19 protein-coding genes are annotated in these 22011 nt (G+C 64.1%); 4 read left to right on the plus strand and 15 right to left on the minus strand.

What is annotated here, in order from left to right; translation table 11 throughout:
- Positions 1 to 66: 66 nt before the first annotated feature.
- From MRAB57_RS07700 to MRAB57_RS07720, 5 genes are all read right to left on the minus strand, one after another.
- Positions 67 to 1182 (minus strand): acyl-CoA dehydrogenase family protein, encoded by a 1116-nt coding sequence (locus MRAB57_RS07700; protein ID WP_077087042.1) that lies wholly within the window; start codon positions 1180 to 1182, stop codon positions 67 to 69.
- Positions 1179 to 2303, minus strand: a complete 1125-nt coding sequence (locus tag MRAB57_RS07705; RefSeq protein ID WP_157900575.1) for an FAS1-like dehydratase domain-containing protein — start codon at positions 2301 to 2303, stop codon at positions 1179 to 1181. Before MRAB57_RS07705 ends, MRAB57_RS07700 begins: the two co-directional genes overlap by 4 nt.
- A gap of 92 nt (positions 2304 to 2395) precedes the next feature.
- Positions 2396 to 3643: an acyl-CoA dehydrogenase family protein gene (locus MRAB57_RS07710; protein ID WP_077087044.1), complete on the minus strand. Its 1248-nt coding sequence runs from the start codon at positions 3641 to 3643 to the stop codon at positions 2396 to 2398.
- Between the two features lie 51 nt (positions 3644 to 3694).
- Positions 3695 to 4861 carry a CaiB/BaiF CoA transferase family protein gene (locus MRAB57_RS07715; RefSeq protein WP_077087045.1) on the minus strand — a complete coding sequence of 389 codons (1167 nt, stop codon included), beginning with the start codon at positions 4859 to 4861 and terminating at the stop codon, positions 3695 to 3697.
- Complete coding sequence (locus MRAB57_RS07720) at positions 4858 to 5583, minus strand: crotonase/enoyl-CoA hydratase family protein (protein ID WP_108638065.1); 726 nt, start codon at positions 5581 to 5583, stop codon at positions 4858 to 4860. Before MRAB57_RS07720 ends, MRAB57_RS07715 begins: the two co-directional genes overlap by 4 nt.
- A 170-nt stretch (positions 5584 to 5753) precedes the next feature.
- Between MRAB57_RS07720 and MRAB57_RS07725 the strand changes: the two genes are divergently transcribed.
- A complete protein-coding gene (locus tag MRAB57_RS07725) occupies positions 5754 to 6542 on the plus strand; it encodes an IclR family transcriptional regulator (protein WP_077087046.1) in 789 nt (262 codons plus the stop codon).
- 11 nt (positions 6543 to 6553) lie between these two features.
- Here the strand turns inward: MRAB57_RS07725 and MRAB57_RS07730 are convergent, their stop codons facing one another.
- A complete protein-coding gene (locus tag MRAB57_RS07730) occupies positions 6554 to 7312 on the minus strand; it encodes an SDR family oxidoreductase (protein ID WP_077087047.1) in 759 nt (252 codons plus the stop codon).
- A gap of 28 nt (positions 7313 to 7340) precedes the next feature.
- Entirely contained in the window at positions 7341 to 8489 is a 1149-nt protein-coding gene (locus MRAB57_RS07735; protein ID WP_077087048.1) for a thiolase family protein, read from the minus strand.
- Positions 8490 to 8562: 73 nt separating this feature from the next.
- Between MRAB57_RS07735 and MRAB57_RS07740 the strand changes: the two genes are divergently transcribed.
- The gene (locus MRAB57_RS07740; RefSeq protein WP_077087049.1) at positions 8563 to 9711 is read left to right on the plus strand and encodes an acyl-CoA dehydrogenase family protein; all 1149 of its coding nucleotides are present in this window, start codon (positions 8563 to 8565) and stop codon (positions 9709 to 9711) included.
- A gap of 78 nt (positions 9712 to 9789) precedes the next feature.
- Here the strand turns inward: MRAB57_RS07740 and MRAB57_RS07745 are convergent, their stop codons facing one another.
- The 7 genes from MRAB57_RS07745 to MRAB57_RS07775 form a co-directional block, all read right to left on the minus strand.
- Positions 9790 to 11736: a CoA transferase gene (locus MRAB57_RS07745; RefSeq protein ID WP_173813916.1), complete on the minus strand. Its 1947-nt coding sequence runs from the start codon at positions 11734 to 11736 to the stop codon at positions 9790 to 9792.
- 254 nt (positions 11737 to 11990) lie between these two features.
- Positions 11991 to 13724 (minus strand): class I adenylate-forming enzyme family protein, encoded by a 1734-nt coding sequence (locus tag MRAB57_RS07750; RefSeq protein WP_342743361.1) that lies wholly within the window; start codon positions 13722 to 13724, stop codon positions 11991 to 11993.
- Positions 13615 to 14427, minus strand: coding sequence for an enoyl-CoA hydratase/isomerase family protein (locus MRAB57_RS07755; protein WP_077087052.1), 813 nt, complete (start codon positions 14425 to 14427; stop codon positions 13615 to 13617). The genes MRAB57_RS07750 and MRAB57_RS07755 overlap by 110 nt, the downstream gene beginning before the upstream one ends.
- Positions 14424 to 15200 carry an enoyl-CoA hydratase-related protein gene (locus MRAB57_RS07760; protein ID WP_077087053.1) on the minus strand — a complete coding sequence of 259 codons (777 nt, stop codon included), beginning with the start codon at positions 15198 to 15200 and terminating at the stop codon, positions 14424 to 14426. Before MRAB57_RS07760 ends, MRAB57_RS07755 begins: the two co-directional genes overlap by 4 nt.
- Positions 15201 to 15266: 66 nt before the next feature.
- A complete protein-coding gene (locus tag MRAB57_RS07765; protein ID WP_077087054.1) occupies positions 15267 to 16382 on the minus strand; it encodes an acyl-CoA dehydrogenase family protein in 1116 nt (371 codons plus the stop codon).
- Between the two features lie 30 nt (positions 16383 to 16412).
- Positions 16413 to 17612 (minus strand): acyl-CoA dehydrogenase family protein, encoded by a 1200-nt coding sequence (locus tag MRAB57_RS07770; RefSeq protein ID WP_077087055.1) that lies wholly within the window; start codon positions 17610 to 17612, stop codon positions 16413 to 16415.
- 67 nt (positions 17613 to 17679) lie between these two features.
- A complete protein-coding gene (locus tag MRAB57_RS07775; protein ID WP_157900576.1) occupies positions 17680 to 18834 on the minus strand; it encodes a cytochrome P450 in 1155 nt (384 codons plus the stop codon).
- 253 nt (positions 18835 to 19087) lie between these two features.
- Here MRAB57_RS07775 and MRAB57_RS07780 point away from each other — a divergent pair, with 253 nt between their 5' ends.
- Both MRAB57_RS07780 and MRAB57_RS07785 read left to right on the plus strand, forming a co-directional pair.
- Positions 19088 to 20263, plus strand: a complete 1176-nt coding sequence (locus MRAB57_RS07780) for an amidohydrolase family protein (protein ID WP_077087057.1) — start codon at positions 19088 to 19090, stop codon at positions 20261 to 20263.
- Positions 20260 to 21663 (plus strand): amidohydrolase family protein, encoded by a 1404-nt coding sequence (locus MRAB57_RS07785; RefSeq protein ID WP_077087058.1) that lies wholly within the window; start codon positions 20260 to 20262, stop codon positions 21661 to 21663. Before MRAB57_RS07780 ends, MRAB57_RS07785 begins: the two co-directional genes overlap by 4 nt.
- 136 nt (positions 21664 to 21799) lie before the next feature.
- On the opposite strand, the gene MRAB57_RS07790 is transcribed toward MRAB57_RS07785, so the two are convergent.
- Entirely contained in the window at positions 21800 to 21988 is a 189-nt protein-coding gene (locus tag MRAB57_RS07790) for a ferredoxin (protein WP_077087059.1), read from the minus strand.
- Between the last annotated feature and the right edge of the window lie 23 nt (positions 21989 to 22011).

Here is a 22011-nt window from a genome sequence, read left to right on the forward strand (position 1 = left end):
TCTATGACGCAGTGTGCGGCTAACCGCCACCCTCAAAGACACCAACGTGCAGGATGATTCGGACTGTCAGGCCCCGATGAGGCTCGCGACGCGCTCACGATGATATGCCGCGTCGCCGAACAAGAGCGCAGTGCTCTTGGCACGCCGCAGATACAGATGCGCAGGGTGCTCCCAGGTGAAGCCGATCCCACCATGAATCTGGATGTTCTCGTAGGCGCAGTGCGTGAAAGCCTCCGAACACCTCGACTTGGCGATGCTGGCAGCTAGGGCGAGGTCCGCGGAATCATCATCGGTGGCCCAAAGCCCTTGATAAGCAGCCGATCTCGCGCATTCGACCTCGAGCAGCATGTCAGCGCACTTGTGTTTGATCGCCTGGAACGAGCCGATCGCCCGGCCGTACTGGAAGCGCACCTTGGCGTATTCCACAGCCATCTCCAAGGTCCGTGCCGCTCCGCCGGCCTGCTCGGCCGCAAGACCGAGCGCGGCGAGATCGAGAATGCGCCTCAGCGCCGGTGCGGCTGCACCCTCGTCTCCGATGAGCCGAGCCGGTACGGATTCGAACTGTAGGCGGGCCTGCTTGCGCGTCAAGTCAAGGGTGGACAGGGCCTCTACATGAAGGCCGGCCGCGGCAGACTCGACCGCGAACAGGCTGGTGCCCGATTCGGTGCGTGCGGCGACCAAGATCAACTGGGCAGTGGCTCCGTCGATCACGTAGGACTTATGTCCCTCGAGGCGCCATTGGCCGTCCACTCGCCTGGCGCTCGTTTCGATATCCGACAGATCCGCGCAACCGTTATCTTCGGCGATCGCCAATGTGCCGCGCAGTTCGCCGGCGGCGATGCGTGGTAGATAGTCCTGCTTGGCAGCCGTGTCGTCGCAGGCGACGAGAAGTTCGCCGGCGAGCACGACGCTGGAAAAGTATGGTGCGCAGAGCAAACCAGCCCCAGCCTCCTCCAGCACCACACCGACCGCGGCGAAGCCTTGACCCAGGCCGCCGTATTCCTCGGGGATGGCCAGGCCGACGATGCCTAATTCCAGACCGAGCTGGTGCCAGACGCTGGTGTCGTACCCGTGCTGGGTGTCCATCAGACGGCGCACCTCGGACTCCGGCGATACGCGCGCCACGAACTCGCGCACGAGGACTCGCAGCTCCTCCTGCTCGTCGGTGAATGCGTACATCATGGTGTGGCCGCCTCACATACGTCGGTATCGTCGTATTGCGGAATCTGCGCGGATCCACCTGTCGCCTCCGGCAGGATGACAATCGCGCGTCCGCAGGCCGTGGTTTCGTCGCGTTGGTTGACGAGCGCGACGTCGATAGTGACTCGGTTGGTCGACGGGTCGACCTCCCCGACAGTGCCCGACACGTAGTGCACGTCACCGACGTAGTTGAACTTCTTGACGGCGAAGCTCAACTGCCAGATCCATGCGCCGTCACCCATCCAGTTGGTGATCAGATGGACCATCCAGTTGGTGCGCATGAAACCGTAGTCATAGCTTTCCGGCTGCCCCAGACGCGCGGCCGCGGACTGATCCCAGTGCACGCGGATCGCGGCGTCCCACGCTCCGAACCGATCCTTTTGATAGAAGCCAGGCATGCGCTGCCGGTTCTTGTAGGACAACTTGAAGGCGCCGAGACCGAGATCTCCCATTCCGATCCCGGCGTGCCAGTACACGATGTCGCTGACCGTCATCGGCCCCTTGACGATCGGCCCGAGAGTATCGCCCACGGCAACGTCGCCGACCAGGAACGGTGTGGCGCCGCGTCGCGTCTCATTCGCGTAGAGATGGTCGATGCGCTCAAGATCTTTGTCGGAGTAGGCCGGGGACTCGACGTGCCGATGCTTGCCCGCTGCACGAGATTTGTTGCGATCGGCATGCCAATAATCGAGGAATCGGACCGCATACGGCGATCCCGACTCGTCCTCCCAGGCCAGCCGATGCGAAACGAGCGCACCCTGGCCGCCACCAAACGAACTGGATTTCAGTTCGGCCGAGAACATGGACTGCTCACGTATCAGAACATCACCCGCCCGAACGGGTTTCGTGAAAATCCACCGCTCACCGCACATGTACTGACCGATGTTCGCGAGCGGATCACCAGATGTCATTTCGGCGCGTTGCTCCTCGGTCCAATCAACGGGGCGCCACTTGCCTGCGGAGTAGGCATACAGCGGCGGGGCCAGCGAGGCCCCCCATGACGATGATTGCGCGTACGCCGGATCGCTATAGAGCGGATTGTCGTCGCCGTACCCCTGTGCGAACTGCCGAAACGAGTCGACGGAACAGATCTCGTTGTGCATCCGCGCCGTCCGCCGGACCGGGATGCCGATGCGCCGTTGAACGGCGGCGATGGTCTGCTCGTTGAGCGGTCGTGGGCTCTCGGGTGCCGCGCTCATGAACGACGTACCTTGCCCCAGGGAGTGTTTCGATCGTCGCCGGGTTCCTTGGGTAACCCCAGGATCCGCTCGCCCAGAATGTTGCGTTGGATCTCCGACGTCCCTCCGGAGATCGTCTTCGATTGCACTCTCATCAATGACCACGCCGTCTTGTCGCGGAAGCGATCCTCCCGTTGCCACGCCTGGCCGCCGAGCCCCTCGAGGTCTGCCGCCAGATCCTGTAATTCCTTGGCGTGTTCAGTGGAAAGCACCTTGAGCACTGAGCCTTCCGATCCTGCGCCATCACCGCGTTTGCGTCGTGCTGCCGCTCGCCGACTGGTCACCTGTATCAGCAGATCGTCGATGTAGGCCTTGGCCAACCGTTGCCGCATCACCGCGTCGGCGACGGGGGCGTGCCTGCGTACCAACGCATCCGCTGAGCGTCCTGTCGTCGTGCCTGGCAGCGCACCCCCACTGCCAGAGGCGGATTGACGCTCATTGAGCAGAACCGACACGGTGATTTTCCAGCCGTCGTCCAGGCTGCCCAAGCGCATGGCATCCGACACCGTGGCATCGTCGAGAAATACCTCGTTGAATTCGACGTCGCCGGCGATATGGCGCAGCGGACGAACCGTGATCCCCGGTTGGTCCATAGCGATGAGGAACACCGTGATGCCGTCATGCTTGGGCACGTCGGGGTTGGTCCGCGCCAACAGGATGCCGTGGGTTGCCTCGTGGGCGAAGCTGGACCACACCTTCTGCCCGGTGATACGCCATCCGTCGCCGTCTCGGAATGCACGCGTACTCAATCCGGCAAGGTCTGAGCCCGCACCGGGTTCGGAGAACAGCTGACACCAGATGTGTTCGCGGCTCACGATCGCGGGAAGCAGGTCGCGCTTCTGTTCATCTGTGCCCCATCGCAAGATGGCAGGACCGACGAGGTCCAGCCCGATCAGCCCCAGCGAGAAGTTGGGAACGCGGTATCGAGTCAGCATGCGCGACAACGCGATCGCCGTCGCGCGGTTCGCGCCGAGCCCGCCGTACTCTTGGGGCCAGGTGGGGGCCGCGTAGCCGGTCTCGCCCAGTCGGCGCCACCATCGGGCCTCATCAAGTTCGGTGCGCGCGGCGCGCAGTGATTCGGCGTCACCGGCATCGATGGCGCTGACCCACTTCGGGGGAAGCTCGGTGCGCAGGAACGTCTCCACGCGAGATGCGACGTCGTCGGCATCGCCTGGGACCGCTGTGTCCTCATCGGGTTTCGTCATCTGACACGAATCCTTCCTCATGAGTTACGTGCGCACTCAATTCCGGTGCTGCTACCCCACCGCGCGCTGTGCATGGAGGTCCTGAATCTCTCGCGCGGCGTATCCGAGTTGGGTGAGGACCGTGTCGGTGTGCTCGCAGCGCTGCGCGCGGGGCCGCTGGGTCGCGGGGGAATCGCTCAACCGGGGTGCCGGGGCCGGTTGGGTGACACCGTCCCAGCAGACGAACGTGCCACGATCGCGCAGGTAGTCCGATGTGGCCGCCTCTCGCAGACTGAGCACCGGCGTCACGCAGGCGTCGGTGCTGCCGAAGACGGACTCCCAGTGGTCGCGGTCGCGGCTGCCGAACACGGCGGCGAACTGCGCTCGTTGGGCCGGCCAACGTGATCTGTCGTGCTGAGGCCAGTCGGTGGACTCCAAACCCAGCCCGGCCAATAAGGCGGCGTAAAACTTCGGCTCCAGTGCCCCGACGGCGACGAAGCGATCGTCGGCGGTGCGATAGGTGCGATAAAACGGAGCGGCGCCGTCGAACAAGTTGTCTTCGCGGTTCTGCGACCAGATCCCAGCCGCCATCATCCCGTGGAACAGCGTGGTCAACGACGCCGCGCCATCGACCATCGCGCAGTCGATGACCTGACCTCTTTCGGTGGTGCTGCGTTGGATGAGTGCGGCCAGGATCGCCGCCACCAAATACATTGACCCCCCGCCGAAGTCACCCACCAGGTTCAGCGGTACCGCCGGCGGTTCGGATGCCGGGCCGATCGGATGGAGCGCGCCCGCCGCCGCGATGTAATTGATGTCGTGGCCCGCTAATGACGCGTTCGCCCCGCTCTGACCCCAGCCTGTCATCCGTGCATAGATGAGCTTCGGGTTCAGACCCCGAAGGTCGTCTGGCCCGAGCGCGAGGCGCTCGGCCGCGCCTGGGCGCATACCCTCGATGAATACGTCGGCGGACGCGAGCAGTCGGCGCGCGACGTCACATCCGCGGGGGTTCTTCAGGTCGATCCCGATCGTGCGCTGGCCTCGCGTCCTGGGGTCGTCGGCAGAGCCCAGCCCGCTGACTTCCGGAGCCCCATCCGGCCGATCGATGCGAATGACGTCGGCGCCGAAGTCGCTCAGCAGCATCGCCGCGAGCGGTATGGGGCCGGGCGCGGACAACCAGACGATCCGGATGCCTTCGAGGGCCTGCTGTTGTGCCGCAACGGATCTCGCGTCCGTCATCTCCCCTGCCACACCGGCTCCCGTTTGTCCCGGAAGGCGCGCGCACCCTCTTGAGCATCCTCGGATGCAAACACGGGGTCGAGGATCTCACTCTGCCTGGTGAAAGCATCCGCGACCGGCCACTGCGGCGATTCGACGACAACGCGCTTAGCAGCTGTAACTGCCAGCGGTGCGCACTTGCCGATTGCGCTCGCAAGTTCGTGTGCCCCGGCGAGCGCTTCGCCGTCGGCCACCACACGGTTGATCAATCCGAGATCAGCCGCCCGGGCGGCATCAATGGGCTCGCCGGTCATCAGCATTTCCAGCGCCAGGGCCTTCGGAATCCTGGTGGCCAACCGCAACGCGCCGCCTCCGCGCGCTACCAGCCCGCGCTTGGCCTCCGGCAGGCCAAACCGTGCACTGTGTCCAGCCACCACGAGGTCGCACGCGAGGACGATCTCGAAGCCACCTCCCAATGCCCAGCCCTCGACTGCCGCGATCAACGGTTTAGCCGGGGGCGCCTCCACTAAGCCCGCAAATCCACGTCCGGATACGTAGGCGCGCTCACCTCTGGCGAAGGCTTTTATATCCATGCCCGCGGAGAAGTTGGTGCCTGCCCCGTGCAGCACCGCCACCCGGTAGTCGGGTGACTCATCGAGTAGGGCGAATGCGTCGGCCATCCGACGCGACACGTCGGCATCGACGGCGTTGCGCTGAGACGGGCGGTTGATGGTGATCACCATGGTGCTGCCGGCGGCGGAGACGAGCACCGGTTTATCGGCCGACAGGTCGGTCACGTGAGCCCTCCGTGGACATGCTGCGAGGAGATATCGGGTTCAAGACATAGAATGCGGTTCAACAGAGCGAACTGGCCCGGGGTCCGGCATGTCCCTGGTAGAGAGGGGAGAGCCGCATGGCACCGAGTTCGCATGCGCGTTCGGCCACGATCGGCGAGGAGTACCAGGTCCCTGCGGTCGAGCGCGCGTTCACCTTGGTGAATCTGGTCGCCGAAGAGGGTCCCCGAACGCTGGCCGAACTCGTCGAGGCCAGCGGGCTCAACAAGAGCACGACCTACTACCTTGTACGCACTTTGAGCAGCCTGGAAGTTCTCCGATACGACGAACAGACCCGCCGGTACTCGCTGGGCCGAACCCTGGTCCGATTGGGCTCTGCGGCATCGAGTTCCCACGACGAGATCGCCGCGATCAAGCGAGCGGTCGCTAACCTGCCCGAGGCCTTCAACGTCACGATCGTGCTCTACCGCAGGTTCGACGTTGATCGGGTCGTCATCGTCGACAAAGTCGAGCGAAGGTCGGGTGTGACGATCACCGTCGACATCGGATCTCCCCTGCCGATCCAAGGCGCCTCGTTCGGGCGTGCATTTCTGGCTTTCGACGATTCCAAGCGCGTCGACGAGGCGCTGCGCAACGGACTGCACGCCTACACCGCCAAGAGTCTCACCAACGTCAGCGCGTTTCGCAGGGAACTCTCTCTGGTCCGCGACCGGGGCTGGGCCCTGGACGAGGAAGGCTTCGCACTCGGCGTGAGCACGGTTGCGGCCCCGATCTTTTCCGCCGACGGCACCGTCTCCACCGTGGTGGCCGCGGTCGGGTTCACCAGTCTGCTCAACGGCGAGACGGCTATGGAGTGCGGCAGCGTCCTGCGCAGTCTGTGCGACGAACTCGGTGTCCCACACGAGTAATCGGCCCGGAATCATCGCGGTGGCATCCGGATCGCCCCGTCGAGCCGCACAGTCTCCCCGTTGACGTAGGAGTTCTCCAACAGCGCCGCAGCCATGTGGGCGTAGTCGTCGGGACTCCCGAGCCTGCTCGGATTCGGTACCGACGACTCGAGCGCTTCGCGAATGTCGGCGCGCAATCGGCTCAGCATGGGAGTGTCGAACACACCCGGTGCGATCGTGTTGACCCTGATGAACCGGCTCCCGAGATCGCGAGCGGCCACCAACGTGATGCCGTGGACGGCGGCTTTGCTTGCGGTGTAGGACGTTTGGCCGATCTGGCCGTCGAACGCCGCGACTGACGCGGTGAGCACGATCGCTCCACGCTCGCCGTCGATCGGCTCGGCTCGGGCAATCTCACGCGCCCCTAGCCGCAGAACGTTGTAGGTGCCGAACAGGTTGACTTTGATCACGTCGGCGAACGTCTCCAACGGGGCCGCGTTGCCGTCCTTGTCGAGGATGCGGACTCGGTCGCCGCCGCGGCCTGCGCAGTGCACGACGCCGCGGATAGGACCGAACTTCTCACCGAAAGATGTGAACGCCTCAGACAGGGCGACCTCGTCGGTCACGTCGGCGCAGGCATAGGAAGCGACGCGGCCTGGGCTGGCACCGTCGGCGGAAGCAAGGTCGATCACACAGACGGTCGCCCCACTGTCGGCCAAACGGCGCGCCGTGGCCTCGCCCAGCCCGGATCCGCCGCCCGTGACGACAACGGTAGCTCCCCGCAACCTCATCTGGCCTCCTTGCGTCGACGAATATCGCTCATACGGAAACGGATTCAATGATCGTGGCGTTGGCCATACCGCCGGCCTCACACATCGTCTGCAGTCCGTAGCGCAGTCCGTTGGCGCGAAGGTGATGAACGAGCCTGGTCATCAGGATGGCCCCGGACGCTCCGAGCGGATGCCCGACGCCGATGGCACCGCCGAGTGGATTGAGCCGGTCGAACTCGGCCTTGGTCTCGACCTGCCATGCCAGCGGAACCGCGGCGAACGCCTCGTTCACCTCGAAGGCATCGATGTCATCGATGCCCAGCCCGGCACGCTTGAGTACACGGTGCGTCGCGGGAATCGGCGCTGTAAGCATCACCACCGGATCGTCACCGACAACGGCCCCGCTGTGATACCGCGCCAACGGCGTTCGGCCGTGCCGCCTAGCAGCCTCTTCCGACATGATCAACAGGGCCGCCGATCCGTCCGAGATCTGCGAAGCATTCCCGGCAGTGACCACACCGTCGTCGGTGAAGGCAGAACGCAATCCACCAAGTACCTCCAGCGAGGTATCCGGGCGGACCCCCTCGTCGTGGCGCAAGGTCGATTCCCCGTCGGAATAGGGAATTAACTGGTCGTCGAACGCGCCCGCCGCCGTGGCCGCGATAGAGAGTTGGTGGGAGCGCAGTGAGAATTCGTCGAGCTGGCGCCGGCTCAGTCCCCAACGGCGAGCGATTTCCTCGGCGCCCAGACCTTGGCTGAAGGAATCACGTTGGTAGCGCGCGCGGACCGCAGGTCCGTACGGCTCGCCCATCGCACGAGCGGCGCCGAGCGGCACTCGGCTCATCGATTCGACGCCGCCGGCGATGACGACGTCGTAGTGTCCGGCAGCCACGCCGGCAAAGGCGAACTGGACCGCCTGCTGACTGGAGCCGCAGGCTCGGTCGACCGTCGTGCCCGGAATGGTCTCGGGCCACCCCGCCGCGAGGACGGCCCATCTGCCGACGTTCGCGGCCTGGTCGGAGATCTGGTTGACGCAGCCCCAGATGACATCCTCGATCGCCTCAGGCTCCAACCCGTTGCGGGCGACCAGCGAGTTCAGGACGTGCGCCGACAGGTCGACCGGATGCACCGCGGCGAGGGAACCCTTTCGGCGTCCGATGGGGGTGCGCACGGCGTCGACGATGACCGGTTGCTGCATTCGTCTTCCTCCAATGAGTTCTATATGCTAACCCTGTTTCTATCCACAGAACTTAACCGAGACGGGAGCGCGCATGTCAACCCTCCTCGATGACGACGAGCGGCAGCTGCAGCAGTCCGTGCGCACGTTCATGGACAAGCGGGTGGCCCCGCTGGTCGCCGAGCATGAGCGCGCACGCACTTTCCCTTGGGAGCTGCTGCGCGAGCTCACGCCGTTCGGATACGTCCGCGGCTGGGTCCCGGTGGAGGCGGGCGGCGACGGTCTGAGCGCGATGATGCAGGCGATCCTCATGGAGGAAGCGGGCCGCACCTGGGGCTCGCTGCGTACCACCGTCAATGTGCAGGGCATGGTCGCTCGCACACTCGCCGGAGGCACCGCCGAGCAACGGGAGCGATTCCTGACGCCGATGCTGGACGGCACCCGGTTCGGGTGGTTCGGACTCACTGAACCCGACGCCGGATCGGACGCTGGAGCTTTGAAGATGCGGGCTCGCAAACGCGGGGACAGCTACGTCCTTAATGGCAGCAAGATCTACATCACGAACGCACTGGGCTCTGACTTCGGAGTGGTGTTCGCGCGAGTGATCGACGAGGACGGCAGCGACCATGGAGTCACTGCCTTCCTCGTCGACTCCGCCGAATCGCCATACGGTTGTTACGACATACCTCATATGCCGGTGCGCTCGACCACCAGTTGCGAACTCACCTTCGACGACGTCTGTGTTCCCGCGGCCAATGTGCTCGGCGAGGTCGGCGGCGGATTGAGACTGGCGATGGGTGCGGTGAACATCGGTCGGTTGAGTATGTCGATGGGAGCCGTCGGGCTGTCCCAGGCGTGCCTGGAGGCGTCGGTCGACTTCTGCCGGAAACGCGAGCAGTTCGGCAAGCCGATCGCCGGTTTTCAACTGGTCCAGCAGATGGTCGCCGAAATCGCCACCATCACATCCACGTGCCGGTTGCTCGGCTATCACGCCGCCCGAACGCTCGACGCCGGCGAGCAAGGGCGGTACGAGTGCTCGATGGCCAAGTACTACTGTGGCGAGTCCGTGGGCCGCGCTGCGACATTGGCGCTTCAACTCCATGGTGGCGCGGGCCTAATGGAGGAGTCGCCGGTTGAGCGGTACTTCCGCGACGCGCGCGAGGCAACCATCCCCGAGGGCACCACCCAGATGCAGATCCTGCACCTCGGAAAACACCTGCTGGGCGTCTCGGCGCTCCGCTAGATCGGGAGCGTGCGATGTCTCGTCCCGAATTACGCTGCTAGTTAGTTCTTTACGTGCGGCCACGCGGCTCTCCCTTCATCACCGCAGGTCCAACAAGGGGGGCGCGCCGAGAGCGAACGCCGGCGTACCGACAATTCGCCACGGAACTCCGACGAGGCGCCGCATCCCCCACTCCGGATGAGTCACCGGTCGGAAGAAGCCTCGCGTTCGAAGATGACGATCGGCCACGATGTCCTCAGGAGCCATCACCTGCGCTGCAGCAACCCCCGCATCCTGCAGCGCGGCAATCAGCTTCACGGCGTTGGCACCAGCCAAAGTGTCCCGCAGAGCACGGTCCAGTTGCGGCTCGTTGTCCGTGCGCGACCGAGCGCTCGCGAACCGCTCATCGGTCAGCCCAGCCGGATCGTCGAGCGTCGTACACAGCGCCCGCCACTGCTCGTCGTTCCACACGGCGAGCGCGACCCATTGCCGCTCAGTGGCTGTCGCGAAGACGCCGTGCGGCGCGAAGGGACACATGTGATTCGAGGCGTCCTCCGGCCCGGCACCCTCGATGTCGGCGTGTGCGGCGGCTAGAAATTCGTTGAAGCGTGACGCGACGAGATCCAGCATAGAGAAGTCAACGGCGGCGCCGGAGCAGGAGTTCGGGCCAACTGCCCAGGCCGCGATGACCGTCGCGAGGGCAATGCCGCTGATCAGGTCGGCCCACGGCAGGTCCAGGTCGGCGGCACGACTGTCGGAGCCACGGGTGAGGTAGGCCAAACCGCCTGCGGTGTGCAAGTTGTAGGCGTATGCGCGGTAAGCCGACCACGGACCCTCATACCCGAATCCTGATGAGCTGACTGCCAGCATGTCAGGTCGGTTGCTGAGCAGCGTGGCGGCGTCAACGCCCAGCCTGCGTGCGCGGCGCTGCCCGAAGTTCTCCAACACGACATCCGACTCAGCCACCAGTCGGGCTAAGCGTTCGGTGTCTCGCGACATAGGTATGGCCATGCTCTTCTTCGAGTGGTTCATGGCGGCGAAATACGCGCTGTAGTCAGGTCCGGCGACTCCGTCGATGTACGGACCACGCCTTCGGTAAATGTCGAGTCGATCGGGATCCTCGACCTTGGTGACCGACGCGCCGATTGCACCCAATAGCGCGGCCGCCAGCGGGGCGGCCAGCACATGGGCGGCTTCGGTGATGCGCAGACCCTGCAGGCCGGCAGGTTTTTGCCGAGTGGGCGAAGCGCTCTTCTCCACGTTGAACGGAAGCCCGACGGTGCGCAGTGACGTTGCGCCGGCGGCGATGTCGCGTAATGCCCCTCGGGCCGCGAAGTGCGGCGAGTCCGCCAGGTCGTCGGCGCTGTACATCGCAGCGATGGGAACGCCCTCTTGTTGGAGCCTGCGCTCGCAGTCGGTCATCGACCACTGGGCAAGTTCAGCGGCCAGATTGGTGTCGAGTTCGTCGGCGCGAGCGATGCGCGCCTGTCCATCGGCGAAAAGATCGGTCCAACCCGGAGCATCAATGGCACGCACCAGTGCAGCCCACTGGTGGTCCTCCATCACCGAAATGCGCACCACCCCGTCGCGGCATCGGTAGTATCCCGCGGGCGCCCCATACCGCCGTGCTCCGGTTTCACCGGCACTGTTCAGCAGGAGGTTGCTTACCCGCAGCAACGGGCCGGTGACGACCACCGCCTCCTGCGCGGAAACGTCGATGTGGACGGGGTTGCCGGTACGCGTGTGCTCGTCGATTCCGTGACATGTAGCCAGAGCGGCCACCTGCCCGGCGGACAGCAACGCTTGGTTGCCTGCCAGTTTGATCGGCCAGCCACTGCGACCATCGGTGACGGCTGACAGCAGTCCTCCGGCAGCGGCGATCGTCAGTTCGGTCCCCCGCCACCGCCGCCGTGGCCCGGTCAACCCGTACGGGCTCACTGTCACCCAGACAGCGCCGTTTTCCCTATCGACGTGATCGAGATAGTCGTCGACGGGCATGTCGGACAACGGACCCGTGCCCTCACAGCGGTCGACGACGGTGACCATCGGGGCCGGCGCTGATTCGTGCGACACAGTCTTGTCGGCATCGAGGACAGCGCTGAGCACCGAGACTGGCTGTCGGTCTGCGTTGAGCGCCGGAACTCGCCTTCGCAGCAACGAATCCTGAACGGGCACGGTCGTGACGTCGGCGCCCATCGCAGCGAGCGTGGCCGTGGCAGCAGCTCCTGCCAGGCCGTCGCCGTACTCGGCAATCACCACGCCGCGCAGGAAATCCGGTGCATCTCGCGTTCGGTTGTGGTTCATGATGATTCAGCCGTTGCAGAATTGTGTAGTCGCGCCACGAGATCGTGCTTGCGTACCTTTCCGCTTTCGGTTCGGGGAAAGTCGTCGACGAAGTAAACGGATACGGGGACTTTGTATGACGCGAGTTGGCTACGAACGTGCTCCCGTAAATCGTCTTCGGTAGCGGCTGCCCTCAACCGCACCCACGCTGCCGGAACTTCTCCAAGGCGTTCGTCGGGCACACCGGCGACGGCCGCCTCGGTGACCGCGGAGTGAAGCAGCAATGCCGTCTCGATCTCGTTAGGCACTATCTTCAGTCCGCCTCGGATGATGAGTTCGCGCTTGCGGCCCGTGATGTAGATGTAGTCATCGGCATCGACGCGACCGACGTCACCGGTGTCGATCCAACCGTCCTGTTCGGTTACCGCCCCCTGGCCGATTACCTTGGGACGCAACGTGTCACTGCGCACCCAGATGCTGCCCGTATCGCCCACCGGCATCGGCCGGTTGTCGTCGTTGCGGATCTCGACCTGTACCCCAGGGCTGATCTTGCCCGCCGCGGCGAGGCGGCGGTTTCCGGACAACGCGTCGTCGAGCGGTTCGACGGCGACCGTGCTGACCTCGGTGGAGCCGTAATTGCGCTGGACAGGGACGCCGAATCTGGCCTCGAATTCTTCACGCCAGGAATCCGGCAGAGGGGCGGTACCACTGGTGGCGACCTTGGCCGGCGGCCCAAGTGTGCCGACCTCCTCTGCAGCGTCGAGCAACATGCGGATCATGGTGGGCACCAGGTTGAGCGTCTCGATGTCGTATAGCCGTACGAGTTCGGCGTAGCGGACGGGCTCGAACCGCTGCATGACCACGAGCGGCCGCCCTCGCCACAATGTCGAGATCAGGCCGTAAATGGCTCCAGTGTGGTTCATCGGGCGGGAGTCGACACGCAGCGGACCTGCGCCGGAGGCCGGCCTCGGTTGGTCGGGGTCGACGGGTTTGCGTGCAACGCCGTCGATCAGTCCCCAGATACCGCGCAGGGTGTGCACCACAGGCTTGGGGGTACCGGTCGTGCCGGAGGTGCAGATGACGATGCCGGGCGCCTGCGGATCCGCGCGCGGCAGTGGCGGCATTGAGCCGTTGTCGAGGCGGGCGACCGCAAGGTCGTCGACATCGACGACCACGTCGGCTTCGAAGTCCAGGCCGGCAGTGACGATCGCGCGTACAGGGTCGATGCTGGCAAGCACCCGCTGCCGCTCGGCACGGGGTAGGCGAGGCGACACCGGCGCCGGGACCGCGCCCGCCAGCCAGATGCCCATCATGATGGCAGCGAATGCCCCGCCGTTGGGCGCGCTGAAGGCTACGGGTCGCGACGCGGTGCCGTCCAACGTGCGGGCCGTCTGGGCGGCCGCATGTGCCAGCATTCTCCACGTCCACGTGCGGCCTCCGTCCTCGATGATGGCGGGGTGGTCACTGTCCCGCCGGGACCAGCACAGGGTCGCCATGCTCGGCAACAGGCCGTCTGCTGTCGCAGTGAGCATGGTCAGCTGCCCACAGACGGACAGACGGGCACGGAATCGGACACCGTAACAACCGCTTTCGCGTGACTCCGCATTGATGGAGGCCTTTCCGCCGTGATGAGGTGAACGGTCACGTCTGCCAGTTGGGTGGACGCTTGTCAGCCAATGCGCGCGGACCTTCGGCGCTGTCGGGGTGGGCCCAGTGCATTCGCAGCAACGCCCAGCCGTACTCCTGCGCATCGCGGTATCCCGTTTCCAGCGCTCCCCAGATGGCCTGCTTGGACAGCGAGACCGCTTCCGGTGAGTTGGAAGCGATGTCATGAGCGATCGATTCCGCGGTGGACATGAGTGCGCCGGCCGCCACGACCTCGTCGACCATGCCGAGTTCGTAAGCGCGCCGGGCCGATAGCCGGTAGTTGCGCCCCTGCAGAGTCATCCGCAATGCCTGTCCGAGCGGGAGGCGCTTGGCCAATCCGATGTTTTCGACAGCGCCCACCATGCCGACCGAAGTGTGGGTGTCCATAAACACCGCGTGCTCGGCGGCGACGATGATGTCTGCGTCGACGACGAAGTGCAAGCCGCCCCCGTTGACGAGCCCATTGACCGCGGCGATGACCGGTTTCCACACCCGATTCTGGTGCGGCGAGACGCGGATCTCCTCACTCATCGGGCCGTTGCCTGCGGCAACATGTCCGGCCGACGCCACCCGATCGACGTCGGCGCCTGTACAGAAGTGTCGGTCGCCGGCCCCGGTCACGATGACACAACGGATCTGCTTGTCACGCTTGACTTCTGTCCAGGCGGCCTCGAGTAGCCGCTTCATCTCAGGGCTGAACGCGTTGCCACGGTCGGGCCTGTTCAGGGTGATGTACGCGAGGTGACCATCGGTCCGGTAGAGGACGTCTGCGTCGGTCGCGTGAAGTTCCACTGATGGCTGGGTCATCGTCCGAATACGGGGTCGCGCTTTTCGGTACGAGCCAGTAACGCCTCCCGTGCATCGGGATGGCCCGACAACTGGCCGGTCAGGCGTTGCTCGAACTCGTAGCCGGATTTGAGGTCCATAAATTCGATGGTGTTCATGCTCTCCTTGGCGGTGCGAAGCGCCGCTGGGCTGTGCCGAGCGATCTTGTGGGCGATGGACATGGCCTCGGTCAGCAGATCCTCATCTGGCACGACTTTCAAGACAGCGCCGAAGCGTTCCAGATCTGCAGCGGCGATCGGCTCGGCATTGAAATAGAGATAACGCACCAAGGGTTGGGGCAGTAACCGGGAAAGGTGCTTGGCTGCACCCATGACACCAATGGACACCTCAGGGCATCCCATCTGGGCGCTGAGACCGCAGACAGTGAAGTCGCACGATGCGGCGATCGCCAGCCCGGTGCCGAGCGCTGATCCGTTGACCGCGGCTATCACCGGTACCGGGCAGTCGTAGATCGCCCAAAACGCCTCCCGCACAGTCTTCATCCGGCCCGGGGCGTTTTCCGGAGTCATCTCGACGAACTCGCCCAGATCATTTCCCGCGCAGAAGTGACGGCCATGACCAGTCAGCACCACGATTCGGATGCCCGGTAGGTTGAGGACGAAATCGCTGAAGAAATCGCGGATCTCGCGGTACATATCCCCGTTCACGGCGTTTACCGGAGGCCTATTCATGGTGACAACCGCGACCGCGCCGTCGATCTCTGTCGACAGAAACTTCAGCTGGTCAAGTTTCACTGGTGCTCTCCTTAAAATTGCCCAATCGAGTTGCAGGCCAACCCGACACGTTCGGTGCTGATGCGTTCAGCCCAATGTCAGCGCGGCGACGCGGCGGCGATGCCAGCGCGAATCGCCGAACAGCGCTTGATCGAGCCGCGCGCGCTTGACGTAAAGGTGGATGTCGTGTTCCCAGGTAAACCCGATTCCGCCGTGCATCTCCACCGCGTCCTCAGTGACTTGAGCCGCGGCGTCGCAGCAGTAGGCCTTCGCGCGCGAGACCGCCACGGCTGCGTCGGCGGGCGCTGCGTCATAGCTGTCGATCGCCTCGTCCAACGCAGCGCGCGCGGTCTCCACTGCGATGAACATGTCAGCGCAGCGATGCTTGACCGCCTGAAATGATCCGATTGGGCGGTCGAATTGGACACGCTCCTTCACATAGCCGACGGTCATCTCCAATGCCTGTTCCGCGACCCCGAACGCATCGCACGCGACGGCCAAGGCCGCCCGGTTGAACAGGTCGGCAGTCAGATCTTCTGCTGCAGGCCCTGCGGCAATGAGCTCGCCGTCGCCTAACGCCAGCCCACTAACCTCAAGGTCTGCGAATCTCCTGGTGATGTCGAGCATCGGTGCATTCGTCCACACCAGGCCAGAAGTTGTTGGGGCAGCAGCGAACAGCAGGCTCGTTCCGCGACTGTCGATTGCCGGAAGGATGACGACCTCCGCTCCGGCGACGTCAGCGACGCAGGACGCCGCCCCCGATATCAGCCAACGGTCACCGTCGCGCTTGGCCCGCAGCTGATCCGATCTGGTGACACTGACAACTGCCGCCGCACGGACGTCGCCGTCGGGTAGCCGGCGCAACCACTGCGCGGCGGCGCTTTCCCGTTCAGCACCGAGCAGCGGGCCGGCAGCAAGTGCCGCGGTTGCCATCAAACCGTTGCTGCTCAGACGTCGGCCCAGCTCGATCAGGACCACTGCCAAGTCACCGAAGCGTCCACCTGCACCACCGAGGTCCTCGCTGACTTCAATCCCGAGCCATCCCAGCCTGGCGAACTGCCGCCACAGCGTGTCATCGAAACCGCTCGTGGTCTCTGCCAGCGCTCGAACCTGTGCTGGCGCCGAGTTGGCGCCGAGCATCTCGCGTGCGGCCGTGCGTAATTCTTCTCGAAGATCCTGCTCCGAGGTATCAACGACGGTCATCCAAACGCCTCCTCGTCATGGATCGAGATCTCATGTGGGCACCGGCTCTCGCGGTAGACCCAAAACCCTCTCACCGATCAGAGAGCGCTGAATCTCGTTGGTACCGCCCGCGATAACCCAACCGAAAGAGTCGATGTAGTCGAGCATCCAGCGCCCTGACTCATATCCGGCGGACACCGGTTTGAAGGTGAGCCGATGGGTGTCGAGGCCGGCCAGCGACACGCCGAACGCCATCATCCGTTGCAGCAGTTCGCTGTAGAAGACTTTGACGATCGACGATTCCGGACCCGTGCCGCCCCGCCGAACGAGATCCTCGACCATCTTCTTGCACAGCCGCCGGAAGAGGACGACCTCGGTCTGAAGGGTCACGAACTGTTCGCGTACTGAATCGTCGTCGATCGCCGATCTGCCATCGCTGCGCCGCTCTCGGATTAATGCTTCGACCATCGACATAGCTGCGGCCATGCGCTCCGACAGCTCCAATTGTGCAAGTCCGCGCTCGGCCGACAGGGTGCTCTGCGCGATCTTCCAACCGTCGTTCTCCTCGCCGACCAAGTCGGTCACGGGCACCTCGACATCGGTGAGGAACACTTCGCAGAACTCAGCCGCTCCGGTGGCCTGCCTAATGGGGCGGGCCTCTACGCCCGGCGATTTCATGTCGAGCAGGAAATACGAGATCCCGCGCCGCTTCGGTGCTTTCGGATCGGTCCGGGCAAGCAGCAGGCAGCGGTCGGCGAATGCCGCACGACTCGACCACACCTTTTGACCGTTGACGACGTAGACGTCACCTGTGCGGACCGCTCGGGTGCGCAGACCCGCGAGGTCAGACCCGGCACCAGGCTCGGAGAACCCCTGACACCACACCTCGCCGTCGAGGATCGCCGGCAGATGCCGTTGCCGCTGCTCGTCGTTGCCTGCGTGCATCAGCGTTGCGTAGGCGTGGTTGAGGGCAACGAAGTAGTTGCGCAGCGGCGGCGCGTTCAATCGCGAGAACTCTTCAAAGATGACGATCTGCTCGGCGAGGGAGTAGCCGCCCCCGCCCCACTCCTTTGCCCAATGGGGCGCGGCATAGCCGCCGGTGCGCAGCGTGCGTAACCAATCACGCTGAAACGTGCGGAACTCATCATCGACGGCGACCCCGAATCTGGATTCCCATCCCACGGGGATGTGGTTTTCTGCCCAGGCCCGGACTTCGGCACGGAAGTCGGATAGGCCGTCACTACTGGTCATCGTGTCCCGACTCCTCGCTCGACTTTCTCGGGCAACGTCGATGTAAACCGCGCCCTCAGTTGACTCTTCAGGTGGCGGTGGCCCACTCGAGGGGCAGCGTGCTCATCGCGATGATCCCGCCATGAAAGCGAATCTTCGATGGGTCGGAGATCCGGTAATCGGGGATGCGCCGGTGCCACTCCTGCAGCGCGATTGTCAGCTCGCTGCGGGCAAGATGCGAGCCCAGACAGCGGTGTGGCCCCACTCCGAACGTGATGTGGCGGTTCACGGTTCGATCGAAGTCGGCCGTACGCGCGTTCGGGAACTCGACCTCGTCACGGTTGGCCAGACTCAGTAGCGCCACCACCCGGTCACCGGCCTTCATGGGCACGCCATGGAAGTCCACGTCGCGGCTGAGCCTGCGTCGCTCCTTGGCCACGACCGGGTAGAGCCGAAGAAATTCCTCGACCATCGCCGGGACGGTTTCAGGTTGCTCGCGGACACGGCGACGCGCATCCTCGTGTGTGGCCAGATAGCGGAACGTCCAACCCAGAGCCGAGGGCAAGGTGTCGAGCCCGCCCAAGAACACGGTCGCGGCCAGGTTCACGCAGATCGCCATCTCGATTGGCGCACCGTCGATCTCGCCGTTGGCGATGCCCGACAACAGGTCGCCGCGTGGGTTGCCTCGTCGTTCCTGCAACTCACCGCGGACGATCGCACGAATCGACTCCCACGCGCTGTCGCGTTCTGCGCCAACGCTGTGCAGATATTTCTCGGCCAACTGGCGGAACTCGGCACGTTTGTCGTTGGCGATGCCGTACAACTCGGCGAAGACCGCGATCGGAAAGTGCTGCGCGAAATCGGCGACCAGATCACAGGAGCCGGCCGCGGCGAAAGCGTCGATGTAGTGGTTGGCCAGCTCTCTTACCCTGTCCTCGGCCCCCACGGTCTTCCGACGTGACAGATGTGGCAGGAGCACCTGGCGAAGCTTCTGAAGTTCGGGAGGTTGAGCGAATGAGGGCAGCAGCGGCTCCTCGGTGAAGACCTCCGATTGAAACGTCTCAGCGTCTTGCAAAAGTTCGCGGCACTGATCGAACTTTCCGATCACCCAGAAGCCGCCGTCGTAGAAATCGCCCTCCTTGGCCCAGAACGGGTCCATGTCGATGTGGGCGTCAAAGGCTTCAAATGGGTCGCGCTCGATGTCGCGGGCGAGTTGCAGATCGATGGAATCGACAACATGCACTGCCATCTCGTTGTCAGACCTCCCGGCTACAGGTGCTCCCGAATGCGCAAGTCAGGTAGGGGCGATCGGCACCGAATCCGCGTGCGGTTCGAGATTTATTGATTTTGCTATAATTCTTCCTTACGATGATGAAGTCAAGCGAGCCGCTCGCGGAGCCGGGGTCGCTCGCCGAATGCGGGCGGGTGCCGCTACTAGCCCGCACGCGGTGCCCGTGAACGAGCGGAACGCAACTCTCAGCACAGGAGGCACTTCCATGGCGAAGATTGTCGACGCCGACTCCCACATCTTCGAACAGCCTGGGATGTGGCGCGATTACATGCCTGCCTCGCAGCGACACCTGGCGTTGGAGATCGAGGAGGATGAACTGGGCTTTTCCTGGTTGACACACCGTGACAAGCGCCTGCTGCAGTGCTACATCAGCCAACCCGGTGAGTGGTGGGAGTCCTACGGCGGTCCCCATCAGCGCCAGCGCGCAGGCGAACCGGCGCAGACCCGTTACCAGGACATGCCGGCGACCTACCGGGATCCCGTCGCACGCCGCGACGCCCTCGCTGGTTGGGGCCTCGACCAACAGGTCATCTTCCCGAACTGGGGACTGAACTTTGGTTTCTACCTACAGGGCGACGCCGAGTCAGAGCGAGCCAACATCGGTTCCTGGAACCGCTGGGCGGCCGAAATCTCCAACGTCGGCGCAGGGCGCCTGCTTCCGGCGGGTCACCTGACCCTGCGGGCTGAACCCGACTGGATCAGCGAACAACTGAACGGCATGGCGGCCGCAGGTATCAGGCAGGTGTTCCTGCCGATCGGACTCATCGACGGCAAGCGCTTGTCGCACCCCGATTTTGAGCACGTCTGGGCGCAGATGGTCGACCTCGCATTGGTTCCCACCTTCCACATTGGAGCGTTCGCCGAGCGGACCATCGCCGATGGTTACCACGACGGCGACATCATCCAGTACATGACGCTGCAAAGCCTTGTTATGAACGGTCTCGAGGCCCAGATCGCACTCTGCGACTTGGTAACCAACGGTCTGTTCGACCGTCATCCGAAGTTGAACTGGGTCATCGCCGAATACTCGGTCGGTTGGATTCCCGAGTTCCGATTCAAGCTCGACATGGGCTACGACGTCCACTACAAGGTCGTCGGCGCGCACAACGTGACGCTGGCGAACAAGCCGTCGACATATCTCGATGAGCACATCCGGTTCGTGTCGTTCGCCAACGAACGACCCGACAAGGTGATGGACCGCTCGGCCGACAACATCATGTTCGGCAGCGACTACCCGCACGCCGAAGGCCTACTCAATCCGCTCGAGGATTACCGCGAGAAGGCTGGCGACTTGGGAGATCGCGGGCCGGCCTTTTACGGCGGCACGCTGACCAAGGCGCTCGACAGTGCTGCAGGCGCGCGCTCCCTCGCCCGCCAATGAGTGCCGCCCCGCCAGCTCTGCCACGGTTTCTCACCCGCTGCGCCAACGACGAGTTCATACCGCCGCCGCTCAATGACGTCGAGCGCCGCGCAGCGCGGATTGCCGCCGAAGCGGGCGACTCTGCCGTTGATCGGCTGAATGTCCGCGCCGAGGCCTACGTCGAATCGCGCCGCGGCATCGCGGCAGGTTTACTCGCGGTCAACAAGGCGAACAACGAAGATTTTTTCCTCGTCCCCGATGAAGCCGCGTTTGATTCCGCGGCAGCTGATGACGCGTTGGGCGGCGATGAACTCATCATCGACGTCCAAACCCACTACATCGCCGAGCGTGAGGCATGCGAGAGCAGTCGCGAACTCATCCGGCAGATGTATCCGATGTACGGTCCCGATTGGTGGGGCGGACTTGGCGAAAACCAATTGCTCGACTTCGCTGAGTACTTACGGTGCGTCTTCACCGAGAGCGAGACGGCTGTGGCCGTGTTGAGTTCTCCGCCAGGTTTGTCCGAAGAGCGCATGTTGTTCAACGAGGAGATGGCGGCTACCCGCCTGCTGCTGGAACGATTTGGAGCCGAGGGCCGACTCCTCAACCATGCGGTCATCCATGCCGGTGTCGACGGTGAGATCGGCCAGATGGCCGAAGTCGAGGAGCGGATCGGCCCTGTCGGCTGGAAGGTCTACACGATGGGGGCCACCAGCTTCAACGACTTCGGGAAAATTCATGGCTGGTTCTTGGATGACGAGATCGGTACAGCATTCCTTGAGCAGGTGATGCGCACCAACGTCCGTGTCGTCTGCGCGCACAAGGGCTTGAGCGGACAGGTGGCCGCTGGTTCTCCCCGCGACTTCGGCATCGCGGCCAACCGCTATCCCGACATCAAGTTCGTCGCTTACCACTCCGGTTTCGAACCGGGCGACGGGCGGCCGTCCGAGGACACCCGCGAAGGTCCGTACGAAGAGGCGACTGCACACATCGGTGTGAATCGACTGATCGAATCGATTCGGGTCAACGACGTCGCGCCGGGCTCGAACATCTACGCCGAGCTCGGCACCACGTGGTACTGCCTCATCAAACGCCCGCTGGAGGCAGCCCATGTGCTCGGTAAGCTGCTCAACGCCGTCGGGCCCGACAATGTGCTCTGGGGCACCGACGGCATCTGGTACGGCCCCACTCAGGGCGCGGTAGACACTTTCCGCGCGTTCCAGATTCCGGAGTGGATGCAAGAAACGTACGGATATCCCGAGCTGACCCCTGAACTCAAGCAGAAGATCCTCGGGATGAATGCGACAGCGGTGTACGGCATCGATCCGGTGATCGCCCGCCGTCATCAAGACACCGGCGACCTCGCCTGGATCAAGGGTGCACTCGAGGAGTTTCACCGGTCCGGCACACCCACCATGTGACCGGCGGCAATCAGCCGGCGACGAGCTTGAGACCATGGGAGTCGGATTGAGTGCCGCGGGTGAAACCGTTCTCCGGTTCGCTCGACGGGTTATCTGACCAGGGCGCTTGACGAAAGACGAACTGGCGCTTAGGTGATCAGCTGAGCGTGATCGCCGACTCGGGGCAGTTCAGGGCGCCCACCCTAGCCTGTTGAACGAGATCCTCGCCGACCTCAGCGTCGATGACCTCGCCACAACCCTCGTCGTCGGCTGTGTAGACCTCAGGAGCCATGGCATAGCAACGACCATGCCCCTGGCATGCGTCGTTGTCGATCGAGACGTGCATGGACCCTCCGTGTCGTCGAATGT

Origin of the sequence: Mycobacterium rhizamassiliense (assembly GCF_900157375.1) — a bacterium.
In the GTDB taxonomy this organism is placed as follows: Bacteria; Actinomycetota; Actinomycetes; order Mycobacteriales; family Mycobacteriaceae; genus Mycobacterium; species Mycobacterium rhizamassiliense.